This is a genomic window from Streptomyces sp. NPDC003393 (assembly GCF_053589015.1).
Genome location: NZ_JBSFRB010000003.1, coordinates 231,641 through 255,179, shown reverse-complemented (window position 1 = coordinate 255,179; position 23,539 = coordinate 231,641). Strand labels below are relative to the sequence as shown.

Below are 23,539 nucleotides of genomic sequence, written 5' to 3'. Positions count from 1 at the left end.
GGACCTTAGTGGCAGGATTGCCATCACTCCCGCCCTGCCGCGCCGCCGAAGACCCTTCGGCCGCACCCGAGACCGAAAGGCACCAGCCATGGACACCGCCGCCCCCGGACTCACCTTCCGTGACGCCACCGACGCCGACGTCGACACCCTGGTCGCGTTGATCGAGTCGGCGTACCGGGGCGAGTCCAGCCGGGCGGGCTGGACGACCGAGGCGGACATCCTCCAGGGGCAGCGGACGGACCCGGAGGGCGTCCGGGCCGTGATCAAGGCCCCGGACAGCAGGCTGCTGACGGTGGAGCGGGACGGTCGGGTGGTCGCCTGCTGCCAGCTCGAGCACCGCGGCGGCCACGCCTACTTCGGCATGTTCGCGGTGAGCCCCACCCTCCAGGGCGGCGGACTGGGCAAGCTGATCATCGCGGAGGCGGAACGGCAGGCCCGCGAGACGTGGGGCGTGACGGAGATGCACATGACGGTGATCTCCGTGCGGGAGGACCTGATCGCCTGGTACGAGCGCCGCGGCTACCGCCGTACGGGACGGATGACCCCCTTCCCGTACGGCGACGAGCGCTTCGGCATCCCGCAGCGCGACGACCTCCAGTTCGAGCTGCTGGTCAAGGAGCTCGCGTAGCCACCGCGCCCGGCCCGCGTCGCGCGGTGCGGTGGCCGGCGCGTATCAGGCGGTGAAGCGGCCGGTGCGTTTGATCTCCGGGAAGTCCGTGGTGGCCCCGTCCAGCTCCAGGGCACGCACGAACCTCAGATGGGCCAGGGTGTTCACCACCCAGCCGATGATCCTCAGGTCCGCCGCGCGCGCGTGCTCGACGATCTCCAGGGTGAGCCGGCGAATGTTGAGGACGAGGGTCGCGGCGCCGACGGCGACGGCACGCTCGACGACCTCCGTGCCGTAGTGGTCGGCGACCAGCGCGGTGCGGACGCCGGGCACCAGGCGCGCGATCTCGGCGATCGCCTCGTCGTGGAACGACAGCACCTCGACCCGCGACACCAGGTCCCGCCGGCGCATGACCTCCGCCAGCGCCTGCGCCGCCGCCACGTCCTTGATCTCGGCCTGGAGCGGCGCCCGTACCGCGTCGAGGACCTCCTCGAAGACCGGGATCCGCTCGCCCTTCCCCGCATCGAGCGCGCGCAGCTCGGCGAGGGTCTTGTCGGCGATCGGCCCGCTGCCGTCGGTCGTGCGCTCCACGTCGGCGTCGTGCATGACGACGAGTGCGCCGTCCTTGCTCAGGTGCAGATCGAGTTCGATGGCGTCGAGGCCCGCCTGCTGGGCGGCCACGAAGGAACGGAGGGTGTTCTCGGGCTCGACACCCATGACTCCGCGGTGACCGATGGTAAGGAAGTTCAAGGTTCAACTCGCTTCCGTCGACGGCGGCTCGGCATGCACGCGGACCTTCAGGGACCTCGTCGTCCACGCGGCAGTGCCGCAGCCTAACGGCCCCGGCCCGCGATGAACCCGTGCGTACACGGGGCAGTGGGGTGACGGCCGGGACCGGACGGGCCCGGGGCCGCCTGGACCGTCACTCCGTCGTGGGCGAGTCCGGCGGATGTTGACCGCGGCGGATCGAGGCCGTTCCACCGTCGTCCGGGGCCGGAAACCGACCCTGGCCCCGGGTGCGGACGCAGGGCTGCTCCGGAGCGGTGCCTCACCCGACCGGCCTAGTGGAAGTGGCCGCGTCCGCGGTGGCCGACAGGAAAATGGGCTGCGGTCAAGGGGAGTGGCAGGATATTTTTCGGAGGGCGCCCTTGCTGCGAGAAACCCCGCATGTATACGGTCTTCTTACGCGAGCTTCTCCCGTGAAGGATGGGTCATGACGGAAATTCTTGTGCAAGTGGGTGCGGAGGGGCAGGTTCCTCCCGTGAGCAGGGTGGTTGAGCACCCGTCATGGCCCGTGCTCAAGGATGCCGTGGAGCAGATCCGGCCATGGCAGTCGAAGGACGGCTCCATCGACTTCGAGGCCGAGGGCGCCCCGACCCGGGAGGACGTCGAGGCCGTCCTGGGCCGCGTGATCGACGCGGTGGAGGAACTGTCCCCGCTGCTGCCGCACGACGCCGCCTACCACGAGGCCCTGGCCAAGGACCTCCGGCGCTGGGCCGAGGGCGGCTTCCAGGTGCCGGACTTCCTCGACTCGCTGCTGGCCTTCCAGCCCGCCGCGCACCGCGAGGACGGGCTCCAGCACCTGGTCGTCTTCCCGATGTACACGCAGAACGGCAACCCCGACCGCAACCTGGAGGCGGTCGTGCTGCGCATGGTCTGGCCGCAGTGGCTGGCCGAGCTGGAGCGCACCCGCTACGACAACCCGCTGTTCTGCGGCATCAAGTTCGAGGACTTCACGGCCGGCTACGACACCAACTCCGCCGTCCTGTTCCCCGAGACCATCGCCGTCCGTGAGGCGCCGGAGCGATTCTCCTGGGGCGGCATCTTCTGCGACCGCGAGGCCGCCCGCTTCCGCCGGGTGACCGCCGCCGCCGTCGACCTCCTGGGCCTCGACCTGCCCGAGGACATCGCCGCCATGGTCCACGACCAGAAGCGCTGCGAGGAGGCCTTCGTGCTGTGGGACATGGTCCACGACCGCACCCACAGCCACGGCGACCTGCCGTTCGACCCGTTCATGATCAAGCAGCGCCAGCCGTTCTGGATGTACGGCCTGGAGGAGCTGCGCTGTGACCTCACCGCCTTCAAGGAGGCCGTGCGGCTGGAGAAGGACGGCGTGCCGCAGGCCCGTGACGTGCAGTACGCGGTGCTGTTCGACCGCATGTTCCGCTTCCCCGTCACCGGCGAGCGGGTGCGCAACTACGACGGCCTCGGCGGCCAGCTGCTCTTCGCCTACCTGCACAAGCACGACGTGGTGCGCTGGACCGACAACAAGCTCTCCATCGACTGGGAGCGCGCCCCGCAGGTCACCAACCAGCTGTGCGCCGAGATCGAGAAGCTGTACCGCGACGGCATCGACCGCCCGAAGCTGGTGCACTGGTTCGCCGGCTACGAACTGGTCTCCACCTTCCTCGCTCCGCACCCCGGCTCCAAGTGGGCCAAGGGCCCCGACGCCCTGGACCTGACCCAGCCGCCGCGCAAGCTCGTCGACGACGTGCTTCCGGACGAGTTTCCGCTGAGCATGTTCTACGAGGCTCTGTCCAAGAAACTGAAGAACGTGATCGCCTCCACCAAGGGCATCACCGCGGACAGCGCCGAGCGGGTCGCCGCGTGAGCGACCGCACCGGGAAACGTGCTCAGGAGGAGAAGATGGGGAACGGCAACGGGCCGCTGAACGGTGCGGTGATCGCGGTGGCGGGCGCGGGCGGACCGGCCGGCCGGGCGACCCTGCTCAGGCTCGCCGAGGCGGGCGCGACCGTGGTCGGGGCGGACAACGACCCCGAGCGGCTCTCCCAGGCCGTCGACGCGGCCCGCTACGCCTGCGGCGGAGCCACCGTCACCGGGGACACCGTCGACCTGCTGGACCTGAAGTCCACCCGGGACTGGGCGACCCACGTCGAGAAGGACTTCGGGCGGGTCGACGGCCTGGTCCACCTCGTGGGCGGCTGGCGCGGCAGCGAGACCTTCACCAAGACCAGCCTCGACGACTGGGACTTCCTGGAGCTGCTGCTCATCCGCACGGTGCAGCACACCTCCCTCGCCTTCCACGAGGCGCTCCAGCGCAGCGACCGCGGCCGGTACGTCCTGATCAGCGCCGCCGGCGCCACCAAGCCCACCGCGGGCAACGCCGCCTACGCCGCCGCCAAGGCCGCGGCCGAGGCGTGGACGCTGGCGACGGCCGACTACTTCCGCAAGGCGGGGGGCCCCGAGGGGCCGACATCGGCGGCTGCGATCCTGGTGGTGAAGGCGTTGGTGCACGACGCGATGCGCGCCGAGCGCCCCAACGCGAAGTTCGCGGGCTTCACGGACGTCAAGGACCTGGCCGAGGCCATCACCGGCATCTGGGAGAAGCCCGCCGCGGAAGTGAACGGAAACCGTCTGTGGCTGACCGAGAAGCCGTGAACCCTCCCAGGACCGACGCGCGTCGCCATCACGACCCGGACGTCCGCGGTTTCGCCAGCGACAACTACGCCGGGGTCCACCCGGAGGTGCTCGCCGCCCTGGCCCTGGCCAACGGCGGGCACCAGGTCGCGTACGGGGAGGACGACTACACCGAGAACCTCCAGCGGATCGTCCGCAGCCACTTCGGCGCCACCGCCGAGGCGTTCCCGGTGTTCAACGGAACGGGTGCCAACGTCGTCGCGCTCCAGGCCGTCACCGACCGCTGGGGCGCGGTGATCTGCGCCGAGAGCGCGCACATCAACGTCGACGAGGGCGGCGCCCCCGAGCGCATGGCCGGCCTGAAGCTGCTCACCGTGCCCACGCCCGACGGCAAGCTCACGCCCGAGCTGATCGACCGGCAGGCCTATGGCTGGGAGGACGAGCACCGCGCGATGCCACAGGCCGTCTCGATCACCCAGAGCACCGAGCTGGGCACCCTCTACACACCCGAGGAGATCCGGGCGATCTGCGACCACGCCCACGCGCTCGGGATGAAGGTGCACATGGACGGCTCCCGCATCGCCAACGCGGCAGCGTCCCTGGACGTCCCCATGCGGACGTTCACCGACGCGGCCGGCGTCGACATCCTCTCCCTGGGCGGGACGAAGAACGGCGCGATGTTCGGCGAGGCGGTCGTCGTGCTCGATCGGGACGCCGTCCGGCGGATGAGGCACATCCGCAAGATGAGCATGCAGCTCGCCTCCAAGATGCGCTTCGTCTCGGTGCAGTTGGAGGCTCTGCTGGCCAAGGACCTGTGGCTGCGCAACGCGCGTCACGCCAACGAGATGGCCCAGCGGCTGGCCGAGGGCGTGCGGGCCGTGCACGGGGTGGAGATCCTCCACCCGGTCCAGGCCAACGGTGTCTTCGCCCGGTTGCCGCACGACGTGAGCGAGCGCCTGCAGAAGCGGTTCCGCTTCTACTTCTGGGACGAGGCGGCGGGTGTCGTGCGCTGGATGTGCTCCTTCGACACCAGCGAGGACGACGTGGACGCCTTCGTGGCGGCGCTGAAGGAGGAGATGGCCCGCTGATCGACGGCCCGCTGATCAGGGGCTGACCCGCGACCGCTCCCGTGCGGGGGCGGGCGTCGGTCGGGGAGGGCCGGCGAGGCTGGGGACGCTCTGTCCGGCCGGCCCTCGCTCCCCATAGGGTGCGTGCCATGCGGATGGTCCGTCAGGTGCTCGTGTTCGATGCGGCCGACCTCCATGCGGAGAGCGCGTTCTGGGCCGGCATGCTCGGCGGGCACGTCTTCGAGGACGACGACTGGCACAGTGTCATCGACGCCGCGGGAGAGTGGCGGATCGGCGTGCAACGGGCGCCGAACCACGTCCCGCCCGACTGGCCGCACGGGACGACCCCCCAGCAAATCCATCTCGACCTGCACGTCGACGACCCGCGAGCCGCGCACGAGGAGGCCGTCGCCCTGGGCGCCCGGCTGCTTCGGCAGGCTCCCGATCTCGATGCCGCCGAGGGTCACCAGGTGTATGCGGACCCGGCCGGGCACCCGTTCTGCATCGGCTGGGGACACCCGTCCCGTCAGTCGCTCGCGGAGTACGTCGCCGACCGCTTGAGGCAGGCGCAGTCAGGCCGGGGCGGCCGGTCGGGGCCGCCGTGAGCCGTCGGCAGGGCTGCATAAATATGCGACAACTTGAAAAGTCATTGACCGCAGAGTGATCGCATTCCTATGCTCTGCGGCCATGGAGCTGATCCAGAACATCCCCGACCTGTCCGCCTATCTGGCCGCGGACGAGGCGATCGACCACGACCACCCGGTAGTCCGCGAGGCGGCCGCGCGACTCGCCGAGAGGGTGGAAGACTCGTATGCCTATGCGCGGGCCGCGTACGAGTTCGTGCGCGACACCGTCCCGCACTCGCAGGACTTCGGTGACCCGCGCGTCACCTGGCGGGCCTCCGACGTCCTGGAGCGCCGCACCGGCATCTGCCACGCCAAGGCCCATGCGCTGGCCGCCCTGCTGCGGGCCGAGGACATCCCGACGGCGCTGTGCTACCAGCGGCTGACGAGCGACGACGGCGGGGGGTACGTGCTGCACGGCCTGGTCGCCGTACGGTTCAACGGCGCCTGGCACCGGCAGGACCCGCGCGGCAACAAACCGGGCGTCGACGCCGGGTTCTCCCTTGCCGGTGAACGGCTGGCCTACGTTCCGGACCCGAGGGCGGGCGAGGTGGACTATCCGGAGCTGTACGCGGAGCCGCACCCGGGCGTGCTGAACGCCCTCAGGACCGCGCCCGACCGGCCGTCGCTGTCGAAGACGCTCCCCACCGCGCTCTAGTGCTGCGACAGGCAACATCCGCCCCGTCGCGGCGCCCTGCACGCTCCCCCACTGCCTCCAGGGCGCGGGCGGTACCCCCACTCGCCGCACCGGCCGAAAGCCCGAGTACGTCCGGTACGAGGGCTTCCGGCCGGCACACCGAGAGCACGCACCGGACGCCGCTCCTCAACGGGCAAGCGTTGCCTGTCCCAGCACTGGCAGCACCAGGAACGCGGGCGGTACCGGTCACTCGTCGTCGGCGTGCAGTCGTGCGTCGCGATGCTGGTGCACGAGATCCGGTCCGTGCGCGCCCGGATGCGTCCGGTCCGCTCGATCAGGAGCCGTCGGTGGACTCCGTGGTCCTTGCGGCGCCGTGGCGGCCGACCGTGGATCACGCCGCCGCTGCCGCGCGGAGCTGTTCGGGGGTCGGGGCCGTGCCGCCGAGGTGGGCGGGCATCCACCAGGTGTCCTCCGGGCCCTTGGGGCGTACGGGGTACGCGCGTTGGGCGGCCTCCAGCAGCTCCTGGACGCGCTCGCGCAGCCGGCGGGTGATGACCCCCGCGTACTGGTCGCGAGGGGCCTCGACCGCCTCGCCCACCCGGACCGTGACGGGGGTGTGGCTGCGCCGGAAGTTGCGCGGGTGGCCCTTCGTCCACAGCCGCTGGGTGCCCCAGACGGCCATGGGGATCAGCGGGACGCCCGCCTCCTGGGCCAGGCGGGCCGCACCGGACTTGAAGCTCTTGAGGGTGAAGGACTCGGAGATGGTGGCCTCCGGGAACACGCCGATGACCTCGCCGGACCTCAGTGAGTCCAGCGCGTGGGCGTAGGCCGCCTCGCCCTGGGAGCGGTCCACCGGGATGTGCTTCATGCCGCGCATCAGCGGGCCGGAGATCCGGTGCCGGAAGACCGACTCCTTGGCCATGAACCGCACCAGGCGCTTCTGGGGGAGTGCCGCCAGCCCGTTGAAGATGAAGTCCAGGTAGCTGATGTGATTGCTCACCAGCACCGCGCCGCCCGTGCGCGGGATGTTCTCCGACCCACGGCAGTCGATCTTGAGGTCCCACACCTTGAACATCGTGCGGGCCAGGCCGATGACGGGACGGTAGACGAGCTCTGCCATGGGCGGGGCGGACCCTTCTGTCTGCCGGGACGGTGGCTCCCGGCAAGTTACGCTGCCGTAGGTCTACGGCCTGTCGCAGATCGTGCCCGAAGAACGGCCGGGGAGCCAGTCAGCGTGCCCGTCCGCGGCGAGATCCTCGTCACGTCGGGGGAATCCTTTCGGCTCGGCGCACGCTGAACGAACGGAGGCCGCCCGCTCACGGCGGCGCGACGACGGCGGTGCGACGACTGCGGAACGGGAGAGAACAGGTGGGCGGACGGAGCGCGGACCGGCGGCTGGACGCGGCCGAGTTGGGCGAGCGGCTGGGAGCACGCGCCACGCTGGTGCAGTTCTCCACCGCCTTCTGCGCCCCCTGCCGGGCGACCCGCAGGGTACTGAGCGAGGTGGCCGGCATGGTCCCCGGCGTCGCCCATGTCGACATCGACGCCGAGGACCACCTGGACCTCGTGCGCGACCTGGACATCGTCAGGACCCCGACCGTGCTGGTCCTCGACGCAGGCGGCCGCATCGTGCGGCGCGCCGCGGGACAGCCCCGCCGGGCGGACGTCATCGCGGCCCTCGGAGCGGCGGTCGCGGGCCCCGGCCCCGGCCGGTGAGGCATCTCCCACAATCCGGGGCGTACTTGACTGTGTGCACCACCTATCGTCAGCCTGACCGTATGCCTCGTGAACTCCTTCGCCCCGGACGGGAACGCCGTCGGACGGCCGCGCCCGCCCGCACCGCGAGCGGGCGCTGTCCGGACTCGTGAGCAGCCACGGATCCCGCGCCCCCCTCCAGCAGAAGGACAACTCCATGACGGCCCCGTCCGACCTCGTCCCGCCCGCCGCCTCCCGGCTCGCCTCGCCCGATCTGCTCCGCTCCGTCTTCCGGCGGCACGCGGCGGGCGTCGCGGTGATCACCGCGCTCGACGAGGAGGGGCCGGTCGGCTTCACCGCCACGTCACTGACGTCCGTCTCCGCCGAGCCCCCGCTGGTCTCCTTCGGCGTCGGCACCGCCGGCTCCAGCTGGCCCGCGATCTCCCGTACCGACCACATCGGCGTCCACATACTCGGCGAGCACCAGGAGGACCTGGCCGCCACCTTCGCCCGCAGCGGCGCCGACCGGTTCGGTCCGGCCACGTCCTGGCGCGAGGGTCCCGAGCGGGTGCCCGTCCTCGACGACGTGCTGGCCTGGCTGGTCTGCCGGGTCGTGGGGCGTGTTCCGGCGGGCGACCACCGCCTGGTGATCGCCGAGGTCGTCCACGGCGATCCGGCCGGCGCCGGGCGCCCGCTGGTGTACCACCAGGGACGTTTCAACGGACTGCGTGACTGAACCCGTGGTCCCCCCGCCTGCGGAGCGGTCGAGTTCCGGTTACGCTGCGTTGCGAAGGTCACAGTTCAAAGCGCTTGCTTAGCGGGCACGAACTGGGTGTACTGACGAGTAATGTTCCGGCCGGGACGCGGGGTCGCCCCGACCGGGATCGGCCGCTTCAGGCGCCTATGCTGCCTGCAAGAAGGCAGCCTTGAAATGACGATGCAGTAGGAGAGCCGGCGTGAGCTTGAGGATCGTTGTCACTGTGAAGTACGTGCCCGACGCCACTGGCGACCGGCACTTCGCCGATGACCTGACCGTCGACCGGGACGACGTGGACGGTCTGCTTTCCGAGCTGGACGAGTACGCGGTCGAGCAGGCGCTGCAGATCGCCGAGGACGCCGACGACGCCGAGGTCACCGTGCTGACGGTGGGTCCGGAGGACGCCAAGGACGCGCTGCGCAAGGCGCTGTCGATGGGTGCGGACAAGGCGATCCACGTCGAGGACGAGGACCTGCACGGCACCGACGCGATCGGCACCTCTCTCGTGCTGGCCAAGGCGATCGAGAAGGCCGGCTACGACCTGGTGATCTCCGGTATGGCGTCGACGGACGGCACCATGGGCGTCGTCCCCGCGCTGCTGGCCGAGCGGCTGGGTGTGCCGCAGGTGACCCTGCTGTCCCAGGTGTCGGTCGAGGACGGCACGGTCAAGGGCCGCCGCGACGGCGACGCCGCCTCCGAGCAGCTCGAGGCGCAGCTCCCGGCGGTCGTCTCCGTGACCGACCAGTCCGGCGAGGCGCGTTACCCGTCGTTCAAGGGCATCATGGCGGCCAAGAAGAAGCCGGTCGAGACCTGGGACCTGTCCGATCTGGACATCGACGCGGACGAGGTCGGCCTGGAGAACGCCTACACGGTGGTCGAGTCGGCGGCCGAGCGCCCCGCGCGCACCGCGGGCACCATCGTCAAGGACGAGGGCGAGGGCGGCAAGCAGCTCGCCGAGTTCCTCGCGAGCCAGAAGTTCGTCTGAGGCCCGCTCGCCTCCCGCCCCTTCATACTTCGCAAGCAGGAGAGAAGAAGTCCCATGGCTGAAGTCCTCGTCTACGTCGACCACGTGGACGGTGCCGTCCGCAAGCCCACCCTGGAGCTGCTGACCCTGGCCCGCCGCATCGGCGAGCCGGTCGCCGTCGCGCTGGGCAACGGCGCCGCCGACACCGCCGCCACGCTGGCCGAGCACGGCGCGGTGAAGGTCCTGACCCACGACGCCCCGGAGTACGGCGAGTACCTCGTGGTGCCGAAGGTGGACGCCCTCCAGGCGGCCCACGAGCAGGTGTCCCCGGCCGCCGTCCTCGTCCCGTCCTCCGCCGAGGGCAAGGAGATCGCCGCGCGTCTGGCGCTGCGGATCGGCTCCGGAATCATCACCGACGCCGTCGACCTGGAGGCCGGCGCCGAGGGCCCGGTGGCCACCCAGTCGGTGTTCGCCGCGTCCTTCACCACCAAGTCCCGTGTCTCCAAGGGCACGCCGGTCATCACGGTCAAGCCCAACAGTGCGGCCGTGGAGGCCGCTCCGGCCGCCGGTGCGGTGGAGGCCCTGTCGGTGTCCTTCTCCGAGAAGGCCACCGGCACCAAGGTCACGGGTCGCACCGCGCGTGAGTCGACGGGCCGCCCGGAGCTGACCGAGGCCGCGATCGTGGTCTCCGGCGGCCGTGGCGTCAACGGCGCGGAGAACTTCGCGATCATCGAGGCGCTGGCCGACTCCCTCGGTGCGGCCGTCGGTGCCTCGCGTGCCGCCGTCGACGCGGGCTGGTACCCGCACACCAACCAGGTCGGCCAGACCGGCAAGAGTGTCTCCCCGCAGCTGTACATCGCCAACGGCATCTCCGGCGCGATCCAGCACCGCGCCGGTATGCAGACCTCCAAGACGATCGTGGCGGTCAACAAGGACCCCGAGGCCCCGATCTTCGACCTGGTCGACTACGGCGTGGTCGGCGACCTGTTCGAGGTCGTCCCGCAGCTGACCGAGGAGATCAAGGCCCGCAAGGGCTGAGTCCCGCTGACGGCTCGCTCTCCGGTCTCCCCCAGGCCCCCGTGATCCGCCCGGTCACGGGGGCCTCGGTGTGCTCCGGTTGTCCTCGGGCAGCCGATGGCCCAGGCTGCGGACAGGTGTTGACCCCGCGGAAGATCCAGGGATAACTTCGCTCTACGGATTGTTGATTCCGTAGAGCGGAATAACGGAAGGGTGCGGGAATGGGGCAGGGCCAGCAGGAGCAGGTGGCGACGAGCCTGGCGGGCGCCGTCAGTGAGGAGATCAGCGCCTCCCTCGCCCCGGTCGACGCCGAGTTGGAGCGCCGCTACCCGGGCGACCCGGGGACCCGTCAGCCCGTCCACACCGTCTACGTGCCCGGTGACGTCTTCGCCGCCGACACCATCCGCTCCTGGGGCGACCAGGCGCTGGCCGCCCTCGACGAACACGCCCCCGACGCCGCGTCCTTCGCCCGGGTGCTGGGGATGAGCGACGAACTCGCCGAGCCGGTCCACGCCCGCGTCCGCGCCAAGCTGGAACGCGAGCCGATCGAGGACCTGCGCATCGACTTCGAGGACGGCTACGGGCCCCGACCCGACGCCGAGGAGGACCAGGCGGCCGCCCGCGCGGCCCGGCTGGTCGCCGAGGCGTACGCGAAGGACACGGCGGCGCCGTACATGGGCATCCGCATGAAGTGCATGGAGGCACCGGTGCGCGACCGGGGCATCCGCACCCTCGACATCTTCCTCACCGGTCTGATGCAGGCCGGCGGCCTGCCCGCCGCGCTGGTGCTGACGCTGCCGAAGGTGACCTACCCCGAGCAGGTCACCGCGATGGCGCGGCTCCTGGCGGCCTTCGAGAAGGCCCACGGTCTCCGGCCGGGCCGCCTCGGCTTCGAGATCCAGATCGAGACCAGTCAGTCCATCCTCGCCGCCGACGGCACCGCCACCGTCGCCCGTATGATCCAGGCCGCCGAGGGCCGGGCCACGGGCCTGCACTACGGCACCTTCGACTACAGCGCCTGCCTCGGGGTCTCGGCCGCCTACCAGGCCGGCGACCATCCGGCCGCCGACCACGCCAAGGCCGTCATGCAGGTCGCCGCGGCCGGCACGGGCGTCCGCGTCTCGGACGGCTCCACCAATGTCCTGCCCGTCGGCCCGACCGAGAAGGTGCACGACGCCTGGCGGCTGCACTACGGCCTCACCCGCCGTGCCCTGGCCCGTGCGTACTACCAGGGCTGGGACATGCACCCCGGACACCTCCCCACCCGGTACGCGGCCGTCTTCGCCTTCTACCGCGAGGGCTTCGAGCAGGCGGCGGCCCGCCTGTCCCGCTACGCCGACCGCACCGGCGGCGACGTGATGGACGAGCCCGCCACGGCCAAGGCGCTCAGCGGCTACCTGCTGCGCGGCCTGGACTGCGGCGCGCTCGACATCGCCGAGGTGGCCCGCCTCACCGGGCTGACCCGGTCCGACCTGGAGGGCTACGCCGCACCGCGGCGCGGCGACCTCACGGCCTCGGCCCAGTAGTCCGGGGCGGGCGGCGTCCGTCTCGCGGGATGCCCCGCGCTTCTGGTGCTGCGACAGACAACGTTCGCCCCGTCGCGGCGCCCGGCACACCTCCTCGCCGCACCGGCCGAAAGAGCCCGAGTACGTCCGGTACGAGGGCTTCCGGCCGGCACACCGAGAGCACCCACCGGACGCCGCTCCTCAACGGGCAGACGTTGCCTGTCGCGGCACTAGGCCGACGGCGGCAGCTCGCCCGAACCCCGCATGACCAGCCGGGTCGGCAACTCGATCCGTTCGGGGGCGAGAAGGGTGCCGTCCAGCTGGCGGAAGAGACGCTCGGCGGCGGTGCGCCCGAGGGCCGCCGCGTCCTGCGCGACGACGGTGACGCCCGGCTGGAGCAGGTCGGCCAGTTCGATGTCGTCGAAACCGACGAGGGCGACCGGGCGGGACAGCCCGGCCAGGACGCGGATCACCGTGACCGTCACCCGGTTGTTGCCCGTGAAGACGGCGGTGACCGGCTCCGGCCCGGTCAGCATGGTCTCGGCGGCCCGGCGCACCCGCTCCGGATCGGTGACGCCCAGCGACATCCAGGAGTCCGCCACGGGTATCCTCGCGTCCTCCATCGCCGCCCGGTAGCCGCGCAGACGCTCGGCGGCGGTGTGGATGCGGGGCATGTCACCGATGAAGCCGATCCTGCGATGGCCGTGCGCGATCAGATGCGCCACACCGTCGCGGGCACCGCCGAAGTTGTCCGACAGCACGACGTCGGCGTCGATCCGGCCCGCCGGGCGGTCCACGAACACCGTCGCCACGCCCGCCCTGATCTCCGGCTCCAGGTACCGGTGGTCGTCACCGGCCGGAATGACCACCAGCCCGTCCACCCGGCGCGCGCACAGCGCGAGCGCCAGCTCCTGCTCGCGCTCCGGGTCCTCCGCGCTGGAGCCGTTGATCAGCAGGGCCCCGTGCGCCCGGGCGACCTCCTCGACCGCGCGGCTCAGCGGACCGTAGAACGGGTCCGCGAGGTCCTCCAGGATCAGCCCGATGCTCGCCGTACGGCCCTTGCGCAGCACACGTGCGCTGTCGTTGCGGCGGAAGCCGAGGGCCTCGATGGCCTCCTGGACGCGCCGCTCGGTGTCCGGGGTGACGCCGGGCTCGCCGTTGACCACCCGTGAGACGGTCTTCAGACCGACTCCGGCCCGGGCCGCCACGTCCTTCATCGTCGGACGGTTGCCGTAGCGGGTCCCGGACGGGCGGTCCCGTCGGCGGTCGGCCGGGCGGTCTGCTCGGGGGGCGGTCTCTGGCACGATGCGGCGTCCTGTCCTGTCGTCCACGAAGGGGGTTCGACCCCGGGTGCGGTGCGTATGAGGATGTGGCGTCGAGCATAGAGCCTGGACAACGTTGTCATCGGCACGAGAGACTGTTCACCGCATACTCCGGCCCGCGCCACCCGGCGAGACCGGGCTGCGCCCACCTCTTGGTTCCTTCATGGTTGACGGGGAGATCTGACTGAGATGCACACCGACCTCGTGGCGGCGCTCGACATCGGCGGTACCAAGATTGCCGGAGCGCTGGTGGACGGCCACGGCACCATCCTGGTGCGCGCGCAGCGCGCCACGCCCGCGCGGGAGGACGGCGACACCGTGATGCGGGCCGTGGAGGACGTGCTGGCGGAACTGGCCGCGACGCCGCTGTGGGGGAGGGCCGGGTCGCTCGGCATCGGCAGTGCGGGCCCGGTGGACGCCTCGGCCGGCACGGTCAGCCCCGTCAACGTGCCGGGGTGGCGCGACTACCCGCTCGTCGAGCGGGTCCGGGCCGCCACGGGCGGGCTGCCCGTGGCGCTGATCGGTGACGGCGTGGCCCTCACGGCGGCCGAACACTGGAAGGGCGCGGCCCAAGGACACGACAACGCGCTGTGCATGGTGGTCTCCACCGGCGTGGGCGGCGGCCTGGTTCTGGGCGGCCGGCTGCATCCCGGGCCGACCGGCAACGCCGGCCACATCGGCCACATCAGCGTCGACCTGGACGGCGACCCCTGCCCGTGCGGCTCTCGCGGCTGTGTCGAGCGCATCGCCAGCGGTCCGAACATCGCCCGCCGGGCACTCGAGAACGGCTGGCACCCGGGTCCGGACGGAGACACCTCGGCCGCCGCGGTGGCCGCCGCGGCGCGTGACGGTGACCCGGTGGCCGTGGCCTCCTTCGAGCGTGCCGCCCGGGCCCTGGCCGCGGGCATCGCGGCGACCGCGACCCTCGTGGAGATCGACATCGCGGTCATCGGCGGGGGAGTGGGCAAGGCGGGCGAGGTGCTCCTCGCCCCTCTGCGCAAGGCCCTCGCCGACTACGCGACCCTCTCCTTCGTCCGGCACCTGACCGTCGTCCCGGCCCGCATGGGCACCGACGCCGGCCTGGTGGGGGCCGCCGCGGCGGCCCTGGACTCGCGGGCGCACACCGCGGCGGCCGGCGTCTGACGGCGACGACCGCCGCGGCGGTCCCGTGCGGGACCCGCCCTTCTCGGCCGGGCCCCGCACGCCGAGACAGCGCGGACCGGCCGCCGCGCGCCGGGTCGGCGATCCCCGGCCGTGTGAGCGACCGCCGGCTGTCGTACGCCGGCCCGGGTCGGCGACCGTCGGGAGTCCGGCGCCGGGAGAACGGACGCGGGCTGCCCGACTTCTCAGCAGCTGAGCTGTGCGTTCGCCCAGTCCGCGTGGTCGGAGTCGATGCCGTCGCCGCCGTCGGTGACGACGAGGCGGACGACCTGCGCGCCGGTGACGTCCGCAGTGATCGGCTGGGCGGGCATGGCGTTGGTGAGGACGCCGGTCGAGGCGGCCTTGGTGCCGTCCGCCCAGATCTCGAAGGCGACGGTGCCGTTGGCGCCCTTCTCGTCGTCGACGCCGACGTCCGCGGTGACCTTGGTGCATGCCCCGCCGGTGTAGTACTCCAGGGCGCTCTCGGCATGGACGCCGAGCCCCTTGGCGTACACCACACCGCCGAGGGTGATCGGATGGCCGTCGCCGGCGGCGCTCTCGCCGTTGCTGGTGTCGCGCTCCACGGGTCCGTAGCCGTTCGTGGCCGAGAGCCAGGGCAGGTCACCGAGGTACGACGTGCCGGCGGGCGGCGGTACCACCACGGACGCGCTGAGCGGCAGGACGCTGTCGACTCGTGCGCCGGTCGGGGAGCGGTGCGTCGCCTTCAGTGTCAGGTCGTACGAGCCCGTGGGCGTGCCGGGAGGTGCCGTGACCGTCCACGCGGTGCGCAGCGCCTTGCCGGTCGGGACGACGGGGGCGGAGGTCGGGGACTGGGCCCGTACCGTCCAGCCCTCCGGCCCGCTCAGCGACACCGTGACGCCGGTGGCCGGTGTCCGGCCCAGGTCGGTGACCGTGGTGGTCAGGCCGGCGGGCTTGCCCGCCTGGATCAGCGGGCTGCCGTGCAGACCGAGTTCCACGGCGGGCGGGTTCGCGGCCCAGCGCGGGTCCACCGACACCCGGACGAGGACCGTGCCGTGGGCCGGGACCGTGGCCGAGATCGCGCCGGCGGTGTTGTAGCTCCGGTGCTGCCACAGGTCGCGCAGGGTGTAGGCGTCCGCCTCGGGCAGCCCCACGGCCCGCGCCGTGGTGGCGATGCGCTGCGGGGTGCCGGTCTCGTTGAACAGGGCCACCGCGCGGCTGCCGTCCTTCATCTCCTTGGCGACCACCCAGCGTCCGCCTTCGGAGGAGACGACGGTGCCCTGCTTGCCCAGGGGGTCCTGGTCGACGGCGATGACCTCCTTGTCGCCCAGGATGTCGAAGGTCGCCGGGGAGGCCTTGCGCAGGTCCGTGCCGATCAGGAGCGGCGCGGCCATGACCGACCACATGGAGAAGTGCGTACGGTACTCGGTGTCGGTCATGCCGCCGTTGCCGACCTCCAGCATGTCCGGGTCGTTCCAGTGGCCGGGGCCTGCGTACGGGGCGAGCGGCAGGTTCTGCTTCAGGATCGACAGCATCGAGCCCCAGCTGTCGCTGATGTCACCGGTGGTGCGCCACAGGTGCCCGACGCCGGACGCCCACTCCCAGGGCTTGTTCTGCCCCCACTCACAGATGCTGTAGACGATGGGCCGGCCGGTGGCCTTCAGCGCGTCCCGCATGGTGGTGTAGCGCTGCTTGGCGTCCACGCCCTGGTTGTTGCAGTTGTCGTACTTGAGGTAGTCGACGCCCCAGTCGGCGAACTGCCGGGCGTCGCTGTACTCGTGGCCGAGCGCGCCAGGGAAGCCGGCGCTGTTGCACGTCTTGGTGCCCGCGCTCGTGTAGATGCCGAGCTTGAGTCCCTTGGAGTGCACGTAGTCGGCCACCGCCTTGATCCCGTTCGGGAAGCGGACCGGGTCGGGGACCAGCTTGCCGTCGGCGTCCCGGGCGGGCAGCGCCCAGCAGTCGTCGAGGTTGACGTACCGGTATCCGGCGTCCTTCAGGCCCTTGTCGACGAAGAGGTCGGCGATGCCCTTGACCATGGTCTCGTCGAAGTCGGCACGGCAGTGCGTGGAGTTCCAGTTGTTGAAGCCCATCGGCGGGGTGAGGGCGAGCCCGTCGGCCAGGGCGGGTGCCGCCGCGTCGTCGACGGGCGTGGTGCCGGACCGGGCGGGGGACGCGGCGGCGGGTACGGCCAGTCCGGCCGTGCACAGCAGTGCCGCGGTGAGAGTGCCGAGAACTTTCCGGCGGATCGTACGCGTGTGCGGGTGGCGCATGGAGCGTTCCTCCGAACTCGCGGGGACGAGGTGGTAATGACGCCATGCTCGCGTCATAGATGCGCGCTTACGGTAGAACCTGTCGGACTGTGTTGGAAGAGGTTCGGTCAATCTGTTCGAAACCGTTCAAGCGAGACATCGTGCCCGGAACACGCGCCGCCGACGGGTGCGTGACCTCCGGCGGGCCGGCGCAGTTGAACCGGCCATGAAGAAGCGCAGCATGCTCGCCCTCGCCTCCCTCGCCACCGGCTTCGTGGTGGCCGCCGTCACCCCCTCGCATGCCGCGGACCGCGGCGCCCTGGAGGACCTGAACGTCAAGGACACCGTGGGCTCGGTGGACCACCTCGTCAGCCAGGACGGCTTCGACCTCGGTGACGGACCCCTGGGGGAGCACGGCTGAGGCCGCACGGACGAGGACGCGGCGCCGGTGCATCCTTCCGGGATCCCGGCGCCGTGGCGTGTCCGCGCCCTCAACTGGGCCTGGTTTCCGTGGCAGGGTGAAGCGGGCAAGCCACAGGGGGCCAACAGAAGAGGGGGACCTGTGACCGTCGTCTGGATCAACGGCTCGTTCGGTGCGGGGAAGACGACCACCGCACGGGAACTGATCGACCTGATCCCGAACAGCACGCTCTTCGACCCCGAGATCATCGGCGGCATGCTCACGCACCACCTCCTGCCGCCCAAGCACCTCGCCCAGGTCGGCGACTTCCAGGACCTGCCCATCTGGCGCCGCCTGGTGATCGACACGGCGGCGGCGATGCTCGCCGAGCTGGGCGGCACCCTCGTGGTTCCCATGACCCTGCTGCGCCAGGAGTACCGCGACGAGATCTTCGGCGGTCTCGCCGCGCGCCGGATCGGCGTCCGGCACATCCTCCTCGCCCCGGCGGAAACGATCCTGCGGGAGCGGATAGCCGGCCGCGAGGTCCCACCCGACCTGCCCGACGGCGAGACGCGGACACGCCAGTGGGCCTACGACCACATCGAGTCCTACCGCGCCGCCCTGGCCTCCTGGCTGACCGCCGACGCCCACCTCGTCGACACCGGGGCCCTCACCCCGTACGAGACGGCCGTCCGCGTCGCCGAGGCCGTCGGCAGCGGCGCCGTCCCCGTCTGCGACATCGTGCAGACGCCCGAACCCACCGCGGAGACCGTCGCCTCAGGAGTGCTCCTCTTCGACGAGCAGGACCGGGTGCTGCTCGTCGACCCCACCTACAAGCCCGGCTGGGAGTTCCCCGGCGGCGTCGTCGAGCCCGGCGAGGCCCCGGCCCGCGCGGGGATGCGCGAGGTCGCCGAGGAGACCGGACTGCGGCTGGACGAGGTGCCCCGGCTGCTCGTCGTCGACTGGGAACGGCCCGCACCGCCCGCCTTCGGCGGTCTGCGACTGCTCTTCGACGGCGGCCGACTGGACTCCGGGGCGGCCCGCGATCTGCTGCTGCCCGGGCCCGAGTTGCGCGACTGCCGGTTCGTCACCGAGCAGGAGGCCGCCGGGCTGCTGCCGGCCGTCCGCCACGAACGGCTGCGCTGGGCGCTGCGGGCCCGCAAGCGCGGCGCGGCGGTGTATCTGGAGGCCGGCGTACCGGTCGGCGGCTGACACCCCGCGGGTACCTGGCCTGGTCCCAGCCGGGCGTTCGGTGCCGGTCCTGTCAGCCGGGCGTTCGGTACCGGTCCGCGGAATCCCGCGGCGCCCGTCCGGCCCCCGAGGTCACCGGATCGCCGTGGCCGAAGCAGGCCACCTCCGCGTCGAGCGCGGCGAGCCGCCGGAAAGAGGCGACGGCCCCCGCCCGGTCGAGGTTGAACACGCCGAGCACGACCGCTCCGTCCACCGGCGAGGCGGCGACCGCGTCGCCGGTGAACAGCACACCGTGGGCCGGGAGATGGACGGCGATGCTCCCGCGGGAGTGACCGGGGGCGTGGACCACGCGGGCGCCGCCGCCGAAGACGAGCACATCGCCGTCGGACAGTTCCGTGACCGCCTTCGGCCGCGGCGGTTCGCCCTGGGGCAGGTGCTCGGCGGCCGCCGCGTGGATCGGGCGCTCCCGGTCCTCGAGGACCGGCGGCGGCCCCGGCACCTCGCCGCGGACGACCGGCGCGTCCAGGCGGTGGGCCAGGACCTCGGCGCCGCACAGCCCGGCCACCTCGGCCGCTCCGCCCGCGTGGTCCTCGTGGAAGTGGGTGAGCACGATCCGCCGTACGTCGGCCGGGTCCCGACCGAGGGATCTGATCGCCTCGGCGATCGGTTCGCCCGCGCCCCTCGCCCCGGCGTCCACGAGGATCGACTCGTCGCCGTCGCACCAGAGGTAGGCCTGCCCCACGGGGCAACGCAGCAGCTGAAGCCGCGGAAGGAGTTCTACGACGTCCATGGCACGACCTTGAAGAAGGCCCCCACCGGGGTCGAGGGCCCTTGGCCGTGGGCAGAGCGGGGTGTCGCTCAGCCCGCCGCGTAGTTGCGCAGGAACAGCGCCTCGGCGACCGACAGCCGCTCGAGCTCCTCGGGGGAGACGCTCTCGTTCACGGCGTGGATCTGGGCCTCGGGCTCGCTCAGGCCGATGAGGAGGATCTCGGCGTCCGGGTAGAGGGCGGCGAGCGTGTTGCACAACGGGATGGAGCCGCCCTGCCCGGCGTACTGCATCTCCTGACCCGGGTAGGCGACCGCCATGGCGTCGGCCATCGCCTGGTAGGCGGGGCTCGTGGTGTCGGCGCGGAAGGCCTGGCCCTGGCCGATCTGCTCGGTGCGCACCCGGGCGCCCCACGGCGTGTGCGCCTCCAGGTGGGCCTGGAGCAGCTTGGTCGCCTCGGCCGCGTCGACGCCCGGCGGCACCCGCAGGCTGACCAGCGCGCGGGCGCCGGCCTGCACGGACGGCGTGGCGCCGACGACCGGCGGGCAGTCGATGCCGAGGACCGTGACCGCGGGACGGGCCCAGATCCGGTCGGCGACCGTGCCGGAGCCGATCAGCTCCACCCCGTCCAGCACCTTGGCGTCCTCGCGGAACTGTTCCTCGTCGTACTGGAGGCCGTCCCACGCGGAGTCGGCGTCGAGCCCGTCGACCGTCGTCGAGCCGTCCTCGGCGCGCAGCGAGTCCAGGGCGCGGATCAGCGCCGCGAGCGCGTCGGGGGCGGCGCCGCCGAACTGGCCGGAGTGCAGGTTGCCTTCGAGGGCGTCGACCTGGACGCGGACCAGGGTCATGCCGCGCAAGGTGGTGGTGACGGTGGGCAGGCCCACACGGAAGTTGCCGGTGTCGCCGATCACGACGGTGTCGGCCTTCAGGAGGTCGGGGTGCTCCTCGGCGTAGCGCTCCAGGCCGCCGGTGCCCTGCTCCTCCGAGCCCTCGGCGATCACCTTGACGCTGACCGGTATGCCGCCGTCGGCCTCGAGGGCGCGCAGCGCGAGCAGGTGCATGATGACCCCGCCCTTGCAGTCGGCGGCGCCGCGTCCGTACCAGCGGCCGTCGCGCTCGGTCAGCTCGAAGGGCGGGGTGGCCCAGGCGGCCTCGTCCAGCGGCGGCTGCACGTCGTAGTGGGCGTACAGCAGGACCGTCTTCGCGCCCTCGGGGCCGGGCAGGTAGCCGTACACGGACTGGGTGCCGTCGGGGGTGTCGAGCAGTGCCACGTCGGTGAAGCCCTCGGCGCGCAGCGCGCCCGCGACCCAGTTCGCGGCGCCCTCGCTCTCGCTCCTCGGGTACTGGTCGAAGTCCGCCACCGACTTGAAGGCCACCAGTTCGGCGAGCTCGGCCTTGGCCCTGGGCATCAGGGAGGCGACGGTCTCGGCGACCGGGTTCGACGACATGGGCACGCTCCTTGTGGGTGCGACGCGGTGCCGGGGCGCACCTGGGCGGTACGTCCGAGCACTCTGTGTTCGAAGATGATCGTGTCGGCGTGGGCGCGGCCCGGCGGGCGGTGCGCTCACACAGCTGATCCTCCCACAGCGGACCCCGGCGACGGCCGCCGTAGGATGCGGGGGACAGCAGCGGCAGCCGGCTTGATCTGGAGCGGTGGACCATCGTGAGCAGCGAGAACTCTTCGGCGGACGACGTGCGGCAGGTGTGGGACGTCGTCGTGGTGGGCGCAGGACCCGCGGGGGCCTCGGCCGCCTACGCGGCGGCGGTCGCGGGACGGCGCGTGCTGCTGCTGGAGAAGGCGGAGCTGCCGCGCTACAAGACGTGCGGCGGCGGGATCATCGGCCCCTCACGCGACTCCCTGCCGCCGGGCTTCGAGCTCCCGCTGAAGGACCGGGTGCACGCGGTGACGTTCTCGAACAACGGCCGCTTCACCCGCACCCGCCGCTCCAAGCAGATGCTGTTCGGGCTGATCAACCGGCCCGAGTTCGACCAGCAGCTGGTCGAGCACGCGCAGAAGGCGGGCGCCGAACTGCGCACCGGCGCGACCGTGGTGCGGGTCGAGCAGCACGGCTCGGCGGTGCCGGACCGGCGCACGGTCGCCGTGGTCCTCCAGGGCGGCGAGACGGTGCTGGCGCGCGCCGTGGTCGGCGCCGACGGCAGCGCCAGCCGCATAGGCGCCCACGTCGGCGTGAAGCTGGACCAGGTCGACCTGGGCCTGGAGGCGGAGATCCCGGTGCCCGAGACCGTGGCCGAGGACTGGCGCGGGCGGGTCCTGATCGACTGGGGCCCGATCCCGGGCAGTTACGGCTGGGTGTTCCCCAAGGGGGACACACTGACGGTCGGGGTGATCTCGGCCCGCGGTGAAGGCGCCGCCACGAAGCGGTACCTGGAGGACTTCGTCGCCCGTCTCGGCCTGGCCGGCTTCGAGCCGAGCATCTCCTCCGGGCATCTGACCCGCTGCCGCGCCGAGGACTCGCCGCTCTCGCGGGGGCGGGTGCTGGTGTGCGGGGACGCGGCCGGGATGCTGGAGCCGTGGACGCGCGAGGGCATCTCGTTCGCGCTGCGGTCCGGACGGCTCGCGGGCGAGTGGGCGGTCCGGATCGCCGAGGCGCACGACGCGGTGGACGCCCGGCGCCAGGCGCTGAACTACGCGTTCGCCGTCAAGGCCGGGCTCGGCGTCGAGATGGCCGTCGGCCGGCGGATGCTGGCGGTCTTCGAACGCCGCCCGGGTCTGTTCCACGCGGCTCTGACCGGTTTCCGTCCCGCCTGGAGGGCTTTCAAGGAGATCACCCAGGGCTCGACCTCGCTGGGCGAACTCGTCCGCACCCACCCCCTCGCCCAGCGCGCCCTGGCCGCCATGGACCGGCGGCCCCCGGCACCGGTCACGCCCGCCGACGAGGAGGACCGGAGCGCGCGGGACGCGGTCAGTTCGTGACCGTCAGGCGGAAGACCGGGTGGTTCGGGGCGATGCGCCGCAGTTCGGTCTCGGGGGAGTCGGGGCCGACGCCCTCGAAGAAGACCCCGACCTCGGCCTTCCAGCGCTTGAGGTAGGCACGCAGCAGCGGCGCCTTGTCGTCGTCGGCGACCTCGGTCGCCGCGAACGCCTCCACCCGCTTGCCCAGGCGCAGTTCGCCACCGCCCGCCGCACGCATGTTGTGCGTCCACTGGACGTGGCCGCGCGGCGCGATCAGGTACTGCTGTCCGTCGACGATCAGCAGGTTCACCGGGGTGGTCCGCCACTCGCCGCTCTTGCGGCCGCGCACCGCCAGGATCCGGGAGCCCCAGACGCTGATGCCGCGGCGGGCCGTCCAGGCCACCACGCGGTTGAGGACGTTGACGGTGAACCAGCCGGGCTTGCGGACGTGTGCGGACATGGCTTCCTCCCGTTGGCGAAACTGTGAGCGGTGCTCTCGCTCTCCTCAGTGTGGCGTAGATCGGTGCTCCGTTGCAAGAGCGGTGCTCTCTTTTGTGTGCAGTGCTCTCGAACGTGGAACACTGTCCCCCATGAGCACCGCACGAGGCGCCCGAGCCCGGGCCAGGACGGAGATCACCGCCGCGATCAAGGACGCGGCACGCAGACAGCTCGCCGCGGAGGGCGCGGCGAAGCTCTCGCTGCGTGCCGTCGCCCGCGAACTGGGCATGGTCTCCTCCGCGCTGTACCGGTACTTCCCCAGCCGCGACGACCTGCTCACCGCGCTGATCATCGACGCCTACGACTCGCTGGGCGAGGCCGCGGAGGCCGCGCACGGCACGGTCGCCGACGCGGAGCCCCTGGTGCGCTGGACCGCCGTGTGCGAGGCCGTGCGCGACTGGGCCCTCGCCCACCCGCACGAGTACGCCCTCATCTACGGCTCGCCCGTGCCCGGCTACACCGCGCCCGAGACGACCGTCCCGTCGGCGGCCCGCGTCGGCCTCCTCCTCATCGGCATCACCCGCGACGCCCAAGAACGCTCGGCGCTGACCGCGCCCTCGCTCACCGCCGACCTGCGCGAGGAGGCCGAGCGGATGCGAGCCGACCTCGCGCCCGACCTGCCCCCCGAGGCGGTGGCCGCCCTCATCGCCGCCTGGGCACAGCTGTTCGGGCTGGTCGGTTTCGAGGTGTTCGGGCAGTTCCACCGGTTGGTGGAGGACCGCGCGCCGTTCTTCCGGCACGCGGCCGTCCGGCTCGCCCAAGGCGTGGGCCTGCGGCCCTGACCTCCCGGCCCGGCCGCCGCGCCATGTCGGCGGCCGTACTTCCCGGGG

At 72.1% G+C, this 23,539-nt stretch carries 23 protein-coding genes; 16 read left to right on the top strand and 7 right to left on the bottom strand.

Annotated features, from left to right (window positions below):
• The first annotated feature begins 88 nt into the window (after window positions 1-88).
• Window positions 89-628: a GNAT family N-acetyltransferase gene (locus tag ACWDUZ_RS05115; RefSeq protein WP_451630403.1), complete on the top strand. Its 540-nt coding sequence runs from the start codon at window positions 89-91 to the stop codon at window positions 626-628.
• 45 nt (window positions 629-673) lie between these two features.
• Here ACWDUZ_RS05115 and ACWDUZ_RS05110 read toward each other — a convergent pair whose 3' ends face one another.
• Window positions 674-1,357 carry a glycerophosphodiester phosphodiesterase gene (locus tag ACWDUZ_RS05110; RefSeq protein WP_451630402.1) on the bottom strand — a complete coding sequence of 228 codons (684 nt, stop codon included), beginning with the start codon at window positions 1,355-1,357 and terminating at the stop codon, window positions 674-676.
• Window positions 1,358-1,820: 463 nt separating this feature from the next.
• Here ACWDUZ_RS05110 and ACWDUZ_RS05105 point away from each other — a divergent pair, with 463 nt between their 5' ends.
• The 5 genes from ACWDUZ_RS05105 (at window position 1,821) to ACWDUZ_RS05085 (ending at window position 6,333) form a co-directional block, all read left to right on the top strand.
• The gene (locus ACWDUZ_RS05105) at window positions 1,821-3,218 is read left to right on the top strand and encodes a DUF6421 family protein (protein WP_451630401.1); all 1,398 of its coding nucleotides are present in this window, start codon (window positions 1,821-1,823) and stop codon (window positions 3,216-3,218) included.
• Window positions 3,219-3,253: 35 nt separating this feature from the next.
• A complete protein-coding gene (locus ACWDUZ_RS05100; protein ID WP_451630400.1) occupies window positions 3,254-4,006 on the top strand; it encodes an SDR family NAD(P)-dependent oxidoreductase in 753 nt (250 codons plus the stop codon).
• Window positions 4,003-5,073, top strand: coding sequence for a threonine aldolase family protein (locus ACWDUZ_RS05095; protein WP_451630399.1), 1,071 nt, complete (start codon window positions 4,003-4,005; stop codon window positions 5,071-5,073). The genes ACWDUZ_RS05100 and ACWDUZ_RS05095 overlap by 4 nt, the downstream gene beginning before the upstream one ends.
• Before the next feature lie 128 nt (window positions 5,074-5,201).
• A complete protein-coding gene (locus tag ACWDUZ_RS05090; RefSeq protein WP_451630398.1) occupies window positions 5,202-5,657 on the top strand; it encodes a VOC family protein in 456 nt (151 codons plus the stop codon).
• An 82-nt stretch (window positions 5,658-5,739) separates the two neighbouring features.
• Window positions 5,740-6,333, top strand: a complete 594-nt coding sequence (locus ACWDUZ_RS05085) for a transglutaminase domain-containing protein (protein WP_451630397.1) — start codon at window positions 5,740-5,742, stop codon at window positions 6,331-6,333.
• A 370-nt stretch (window positions 6,334-6,703) separates the two neighbouring features.
• Here the strand turns inward: ACWDUZ_RS05085 and ACWDUZ_RS05080 are convergent, their stop codons facing one another.
• The gene (locus ACWDUZ_RS05080) at window positions 6,704-7,432 is read right to left on the bottom strand and encodes a lysophospholipid acyltransferase family protein (RefSeq protein WP_451630396.1); all 729 of its coding nucleotides are present in this window, start codon (window positions 7,430-7,432) and stop codon (window positions 6,704-6,706) included.
• Window positions 7,433-7,650: 218 nt separating this feature from the next.
• On the opposite strand from ACWDUZ_RS05080, the gene ACWDUZ_RS05075 reads away from it, so the two are divergent.
• From ACWDUZ_RS05075 to ACWDUZ_RS05055, 5 genes are all read left to right on the top strand, one after another.
• Window positions 7,651-8,028 carry a TlpA family protein disulfide reductase gene (locus tag ACWDUZ_RS05075; RefSeq protein ID WP_451630395.1) on the top strand — a complete coding sequence of 126 codons (378 nt, stop codon included), beginning with the start codon at window positions 7,651-7,653 and terminating at the stop codon, window positions 8,026-8,028.
• A 196-nt stretch (window positions 8,029-8,224) separates the two neighbouring features.
• Window positions 8,225-8,743, top strand: a complete 519-nt coding sequence (locus tag ACWDUZ_RS05070) for a flavin reductase family protein (protein ID WP_451630477.1) — start codon at window positions 8,225-8,227, stop codon at window positions 8,741-8,743.
• A 220-nt stretch (window positions 8,744-8,963) separates the two neighbouring features.
• Window positions 8,964-9,749, top strand: coding sequence for an electron transfer flavoprotein subunit beta/FixA family protein (locus ACWDUZ_RS05065; RefSeq protein ID WP_451630394.1), 786 nt, complete (start codon window positions 8,964-8,966; stop codon window positions 9,747-9,749).
• A gap of 54 nt (window positions 9,750-9,803) precedes the next feature.
• The gene (locus ACWDUZ_RS05060; protein WP_451630393.1) at window positions 9,804-10,766 is read left to right on the top strand and encodes an electron transfer flavoprotein subunit alpha/FixB family protein; all 963 of its coding nucleotides are present in this window, start codon (window positions 9,804-9,806) and stop codon (window positions 10,764-10,766) included.
• Window positions 10,767-10,966: 200 nt separating this feature from the next.
• Window positions 10,967-12,271, top strand: a complete 1,305-nt coding sequence (locus tag ACWDUZ_RS05055; RefSeq protein ID WP_451630392.1) for a DUF6986 family protein — start codon at window positions 10,967-10,969, stop codon at window positions 12,269-12,271.
• A gap of 209 nt (window positions 12,272-12,480) precedes the next feature.
• On the opposite strand, the gene ACWDUZ_RS05050 is transcribed toward ACWDUZ_RS05055, so the two are convergent.
• Window positions 12,481-13,581, bottom strand: a complete 1,101-nt coding sequence (locus ACWDUZ_RS05050; RefSeq protein ID WP_451630391.1) for a LacI family DNA-binding transcriptional regulator — start codon at window positions 13,579-13,581, stop codon at window positions 12,481-12,483.
• A 180-nt stretch (window positions 13,582-13,761) separates the two neighbouring features.
• On the opposite strand from ACWDUZ_RS05050, the gene ACWDUZ_RS05045 reads away from it, so the two are divergent.
• On the top strand, window positions 13,762-14,715 hold the full coding sequence (locus ACWDUZ_RS05045; RefSeq protein ID WP_451630390.1) for an ROK family protein: 954 nt from the start codon (window positions 13,762-13,764) through the stop codon (window positions 14,713-14,715).
• A gap of 203 nt (window positions 14,716-14,918) precedes the next feature.
• On the opposite strand, the gene ACWDUZ_RS05040 is transcribed toward ACWDUZ_RS05045, so the two are convergent.
• Complete coding sequence (locus ACWDUZ_RS05040) at window positions 14,919-16,961, bottom strand: NPCBM/NEW2 domain-containing protein (RefSeq protein ID WP_451630389.1); 2,043 nt, start codon at window positions 16,959-16,961, stop codon at window positions 14,919-14,921.
• Between the two features lie 205 nt (window positions 16,962-17,166).
• Here ACWDUZ_RS05040 and ACWDUZ_RS05035 point away from each other — a divergent pair, with 205 nt between their 5' ends.
• Window positions 17,167-17,361 (top strand): hypothetical protein, encoded by a 195-nt coding sequence (locus ACWDUZ_RS05035; protein ID WP_451630388.1) that lies wholly within the window; start codon window positions 17,167-17,169, stop codon window positions 17,359-17,361.
• A 141-nt stretch (window positions 17,362-17,502) separates the two neighbouring features.
• Window positions 17,503-18,552 (top strand): NUDIX hydrolase, encoded by a 1,050-nt coding sequence (locus tag ACWDUZ_RS05030; protein ID WP_451630387.1) that lies wholly within the window; start codon window positions 17,503-17,505, stop codon window positions 18,550-18,552.
• 52 nt (window positions 18,553-18,604) lie between these two features.
• On the opposite strand, the gene ACWDUZ_RS05025 is transcribed toward ACWDUZ_RS05030, so the two are convergent.
• On the bottom strand, window positions 18,605-19,321 hold the full coding sequence (locus tag ACWDUZ_RS05025) for an MBL fold metallo-hydrolase (protein WP_451630386.1): 717 nt from the start codon (window positions 19,319-19,321) through the stop codon (window positions 18,605-18,607).
• Between the two features lie 68 nt (window positions 19,322-19,389).
• A complete protein-coding gene (locus ACWDUZ_RS05020; protein ID WP_451630385.1) occupies window positions 19,390-20,745 on the bottom strand; it encodes a M20/M25/M40 family metallo-hydrolase in 1,356 nt (451 codons plus the stop codon).
• Between the two features lie 215 nt (window positions 20,746-20,960).
• Here ACWDUZ_RS05020 and ACWDUZ_RS05015 point away from each other — a divergent pair, with 215 nt between their 5' ends.
• The gene (locus ACWDUZ_RS05015; protein ID WP_451630384.1) at window positions 20,961-22,232 is read left to right on the top strand and encodes a geranylgeranyl reductase family protein; all 1,272 of its coding nucleotides are present in this window, start codon (window positions 20,961-20,963) and stop codon (window positions 22,230-22,232) included.
• On the opposite strand, the gene ACWDUZ_RS05010 is transcribed toward ACWDUZ_RS05015, so the two are convergent.
• Window positions 22,222-22,671, bottom strand: coding sequence for a nitroreductase family deazaflavin-dependent oxidoreductase (locus ACWDUZ_RS05010; RefSeq protein ID WP_451630383.1), 450 nt, complete (start codon window positions 22,669-22,671; stop codon window positions 22,222-22,224). The genes ACWDUZ_RS05015 and ACWDUZ_RS05010 overlap by 11 nt on opposite strands.
• 130 nt (window positions 22,672-22,801) lie before the next feature.
• Between ACWDUZ_RS05010 and ACWDUZ_RS05005 the strand changes: the two genes are divergently transcribed.
• Window positions 22,802-23,491, top strand: coding sequence for a TetR/AcrR family transcriptional regulator (locus ACWDUZ_RS05005; RefSeq protein WP_451630382.1), 690 nt, complete (start codon window positions 22,802-22,804; stop codon window positions 23,489-23,491).
• The last annotated feature ends 48 nt before the right edge of the window (window positions 23,492-23,539 follow it).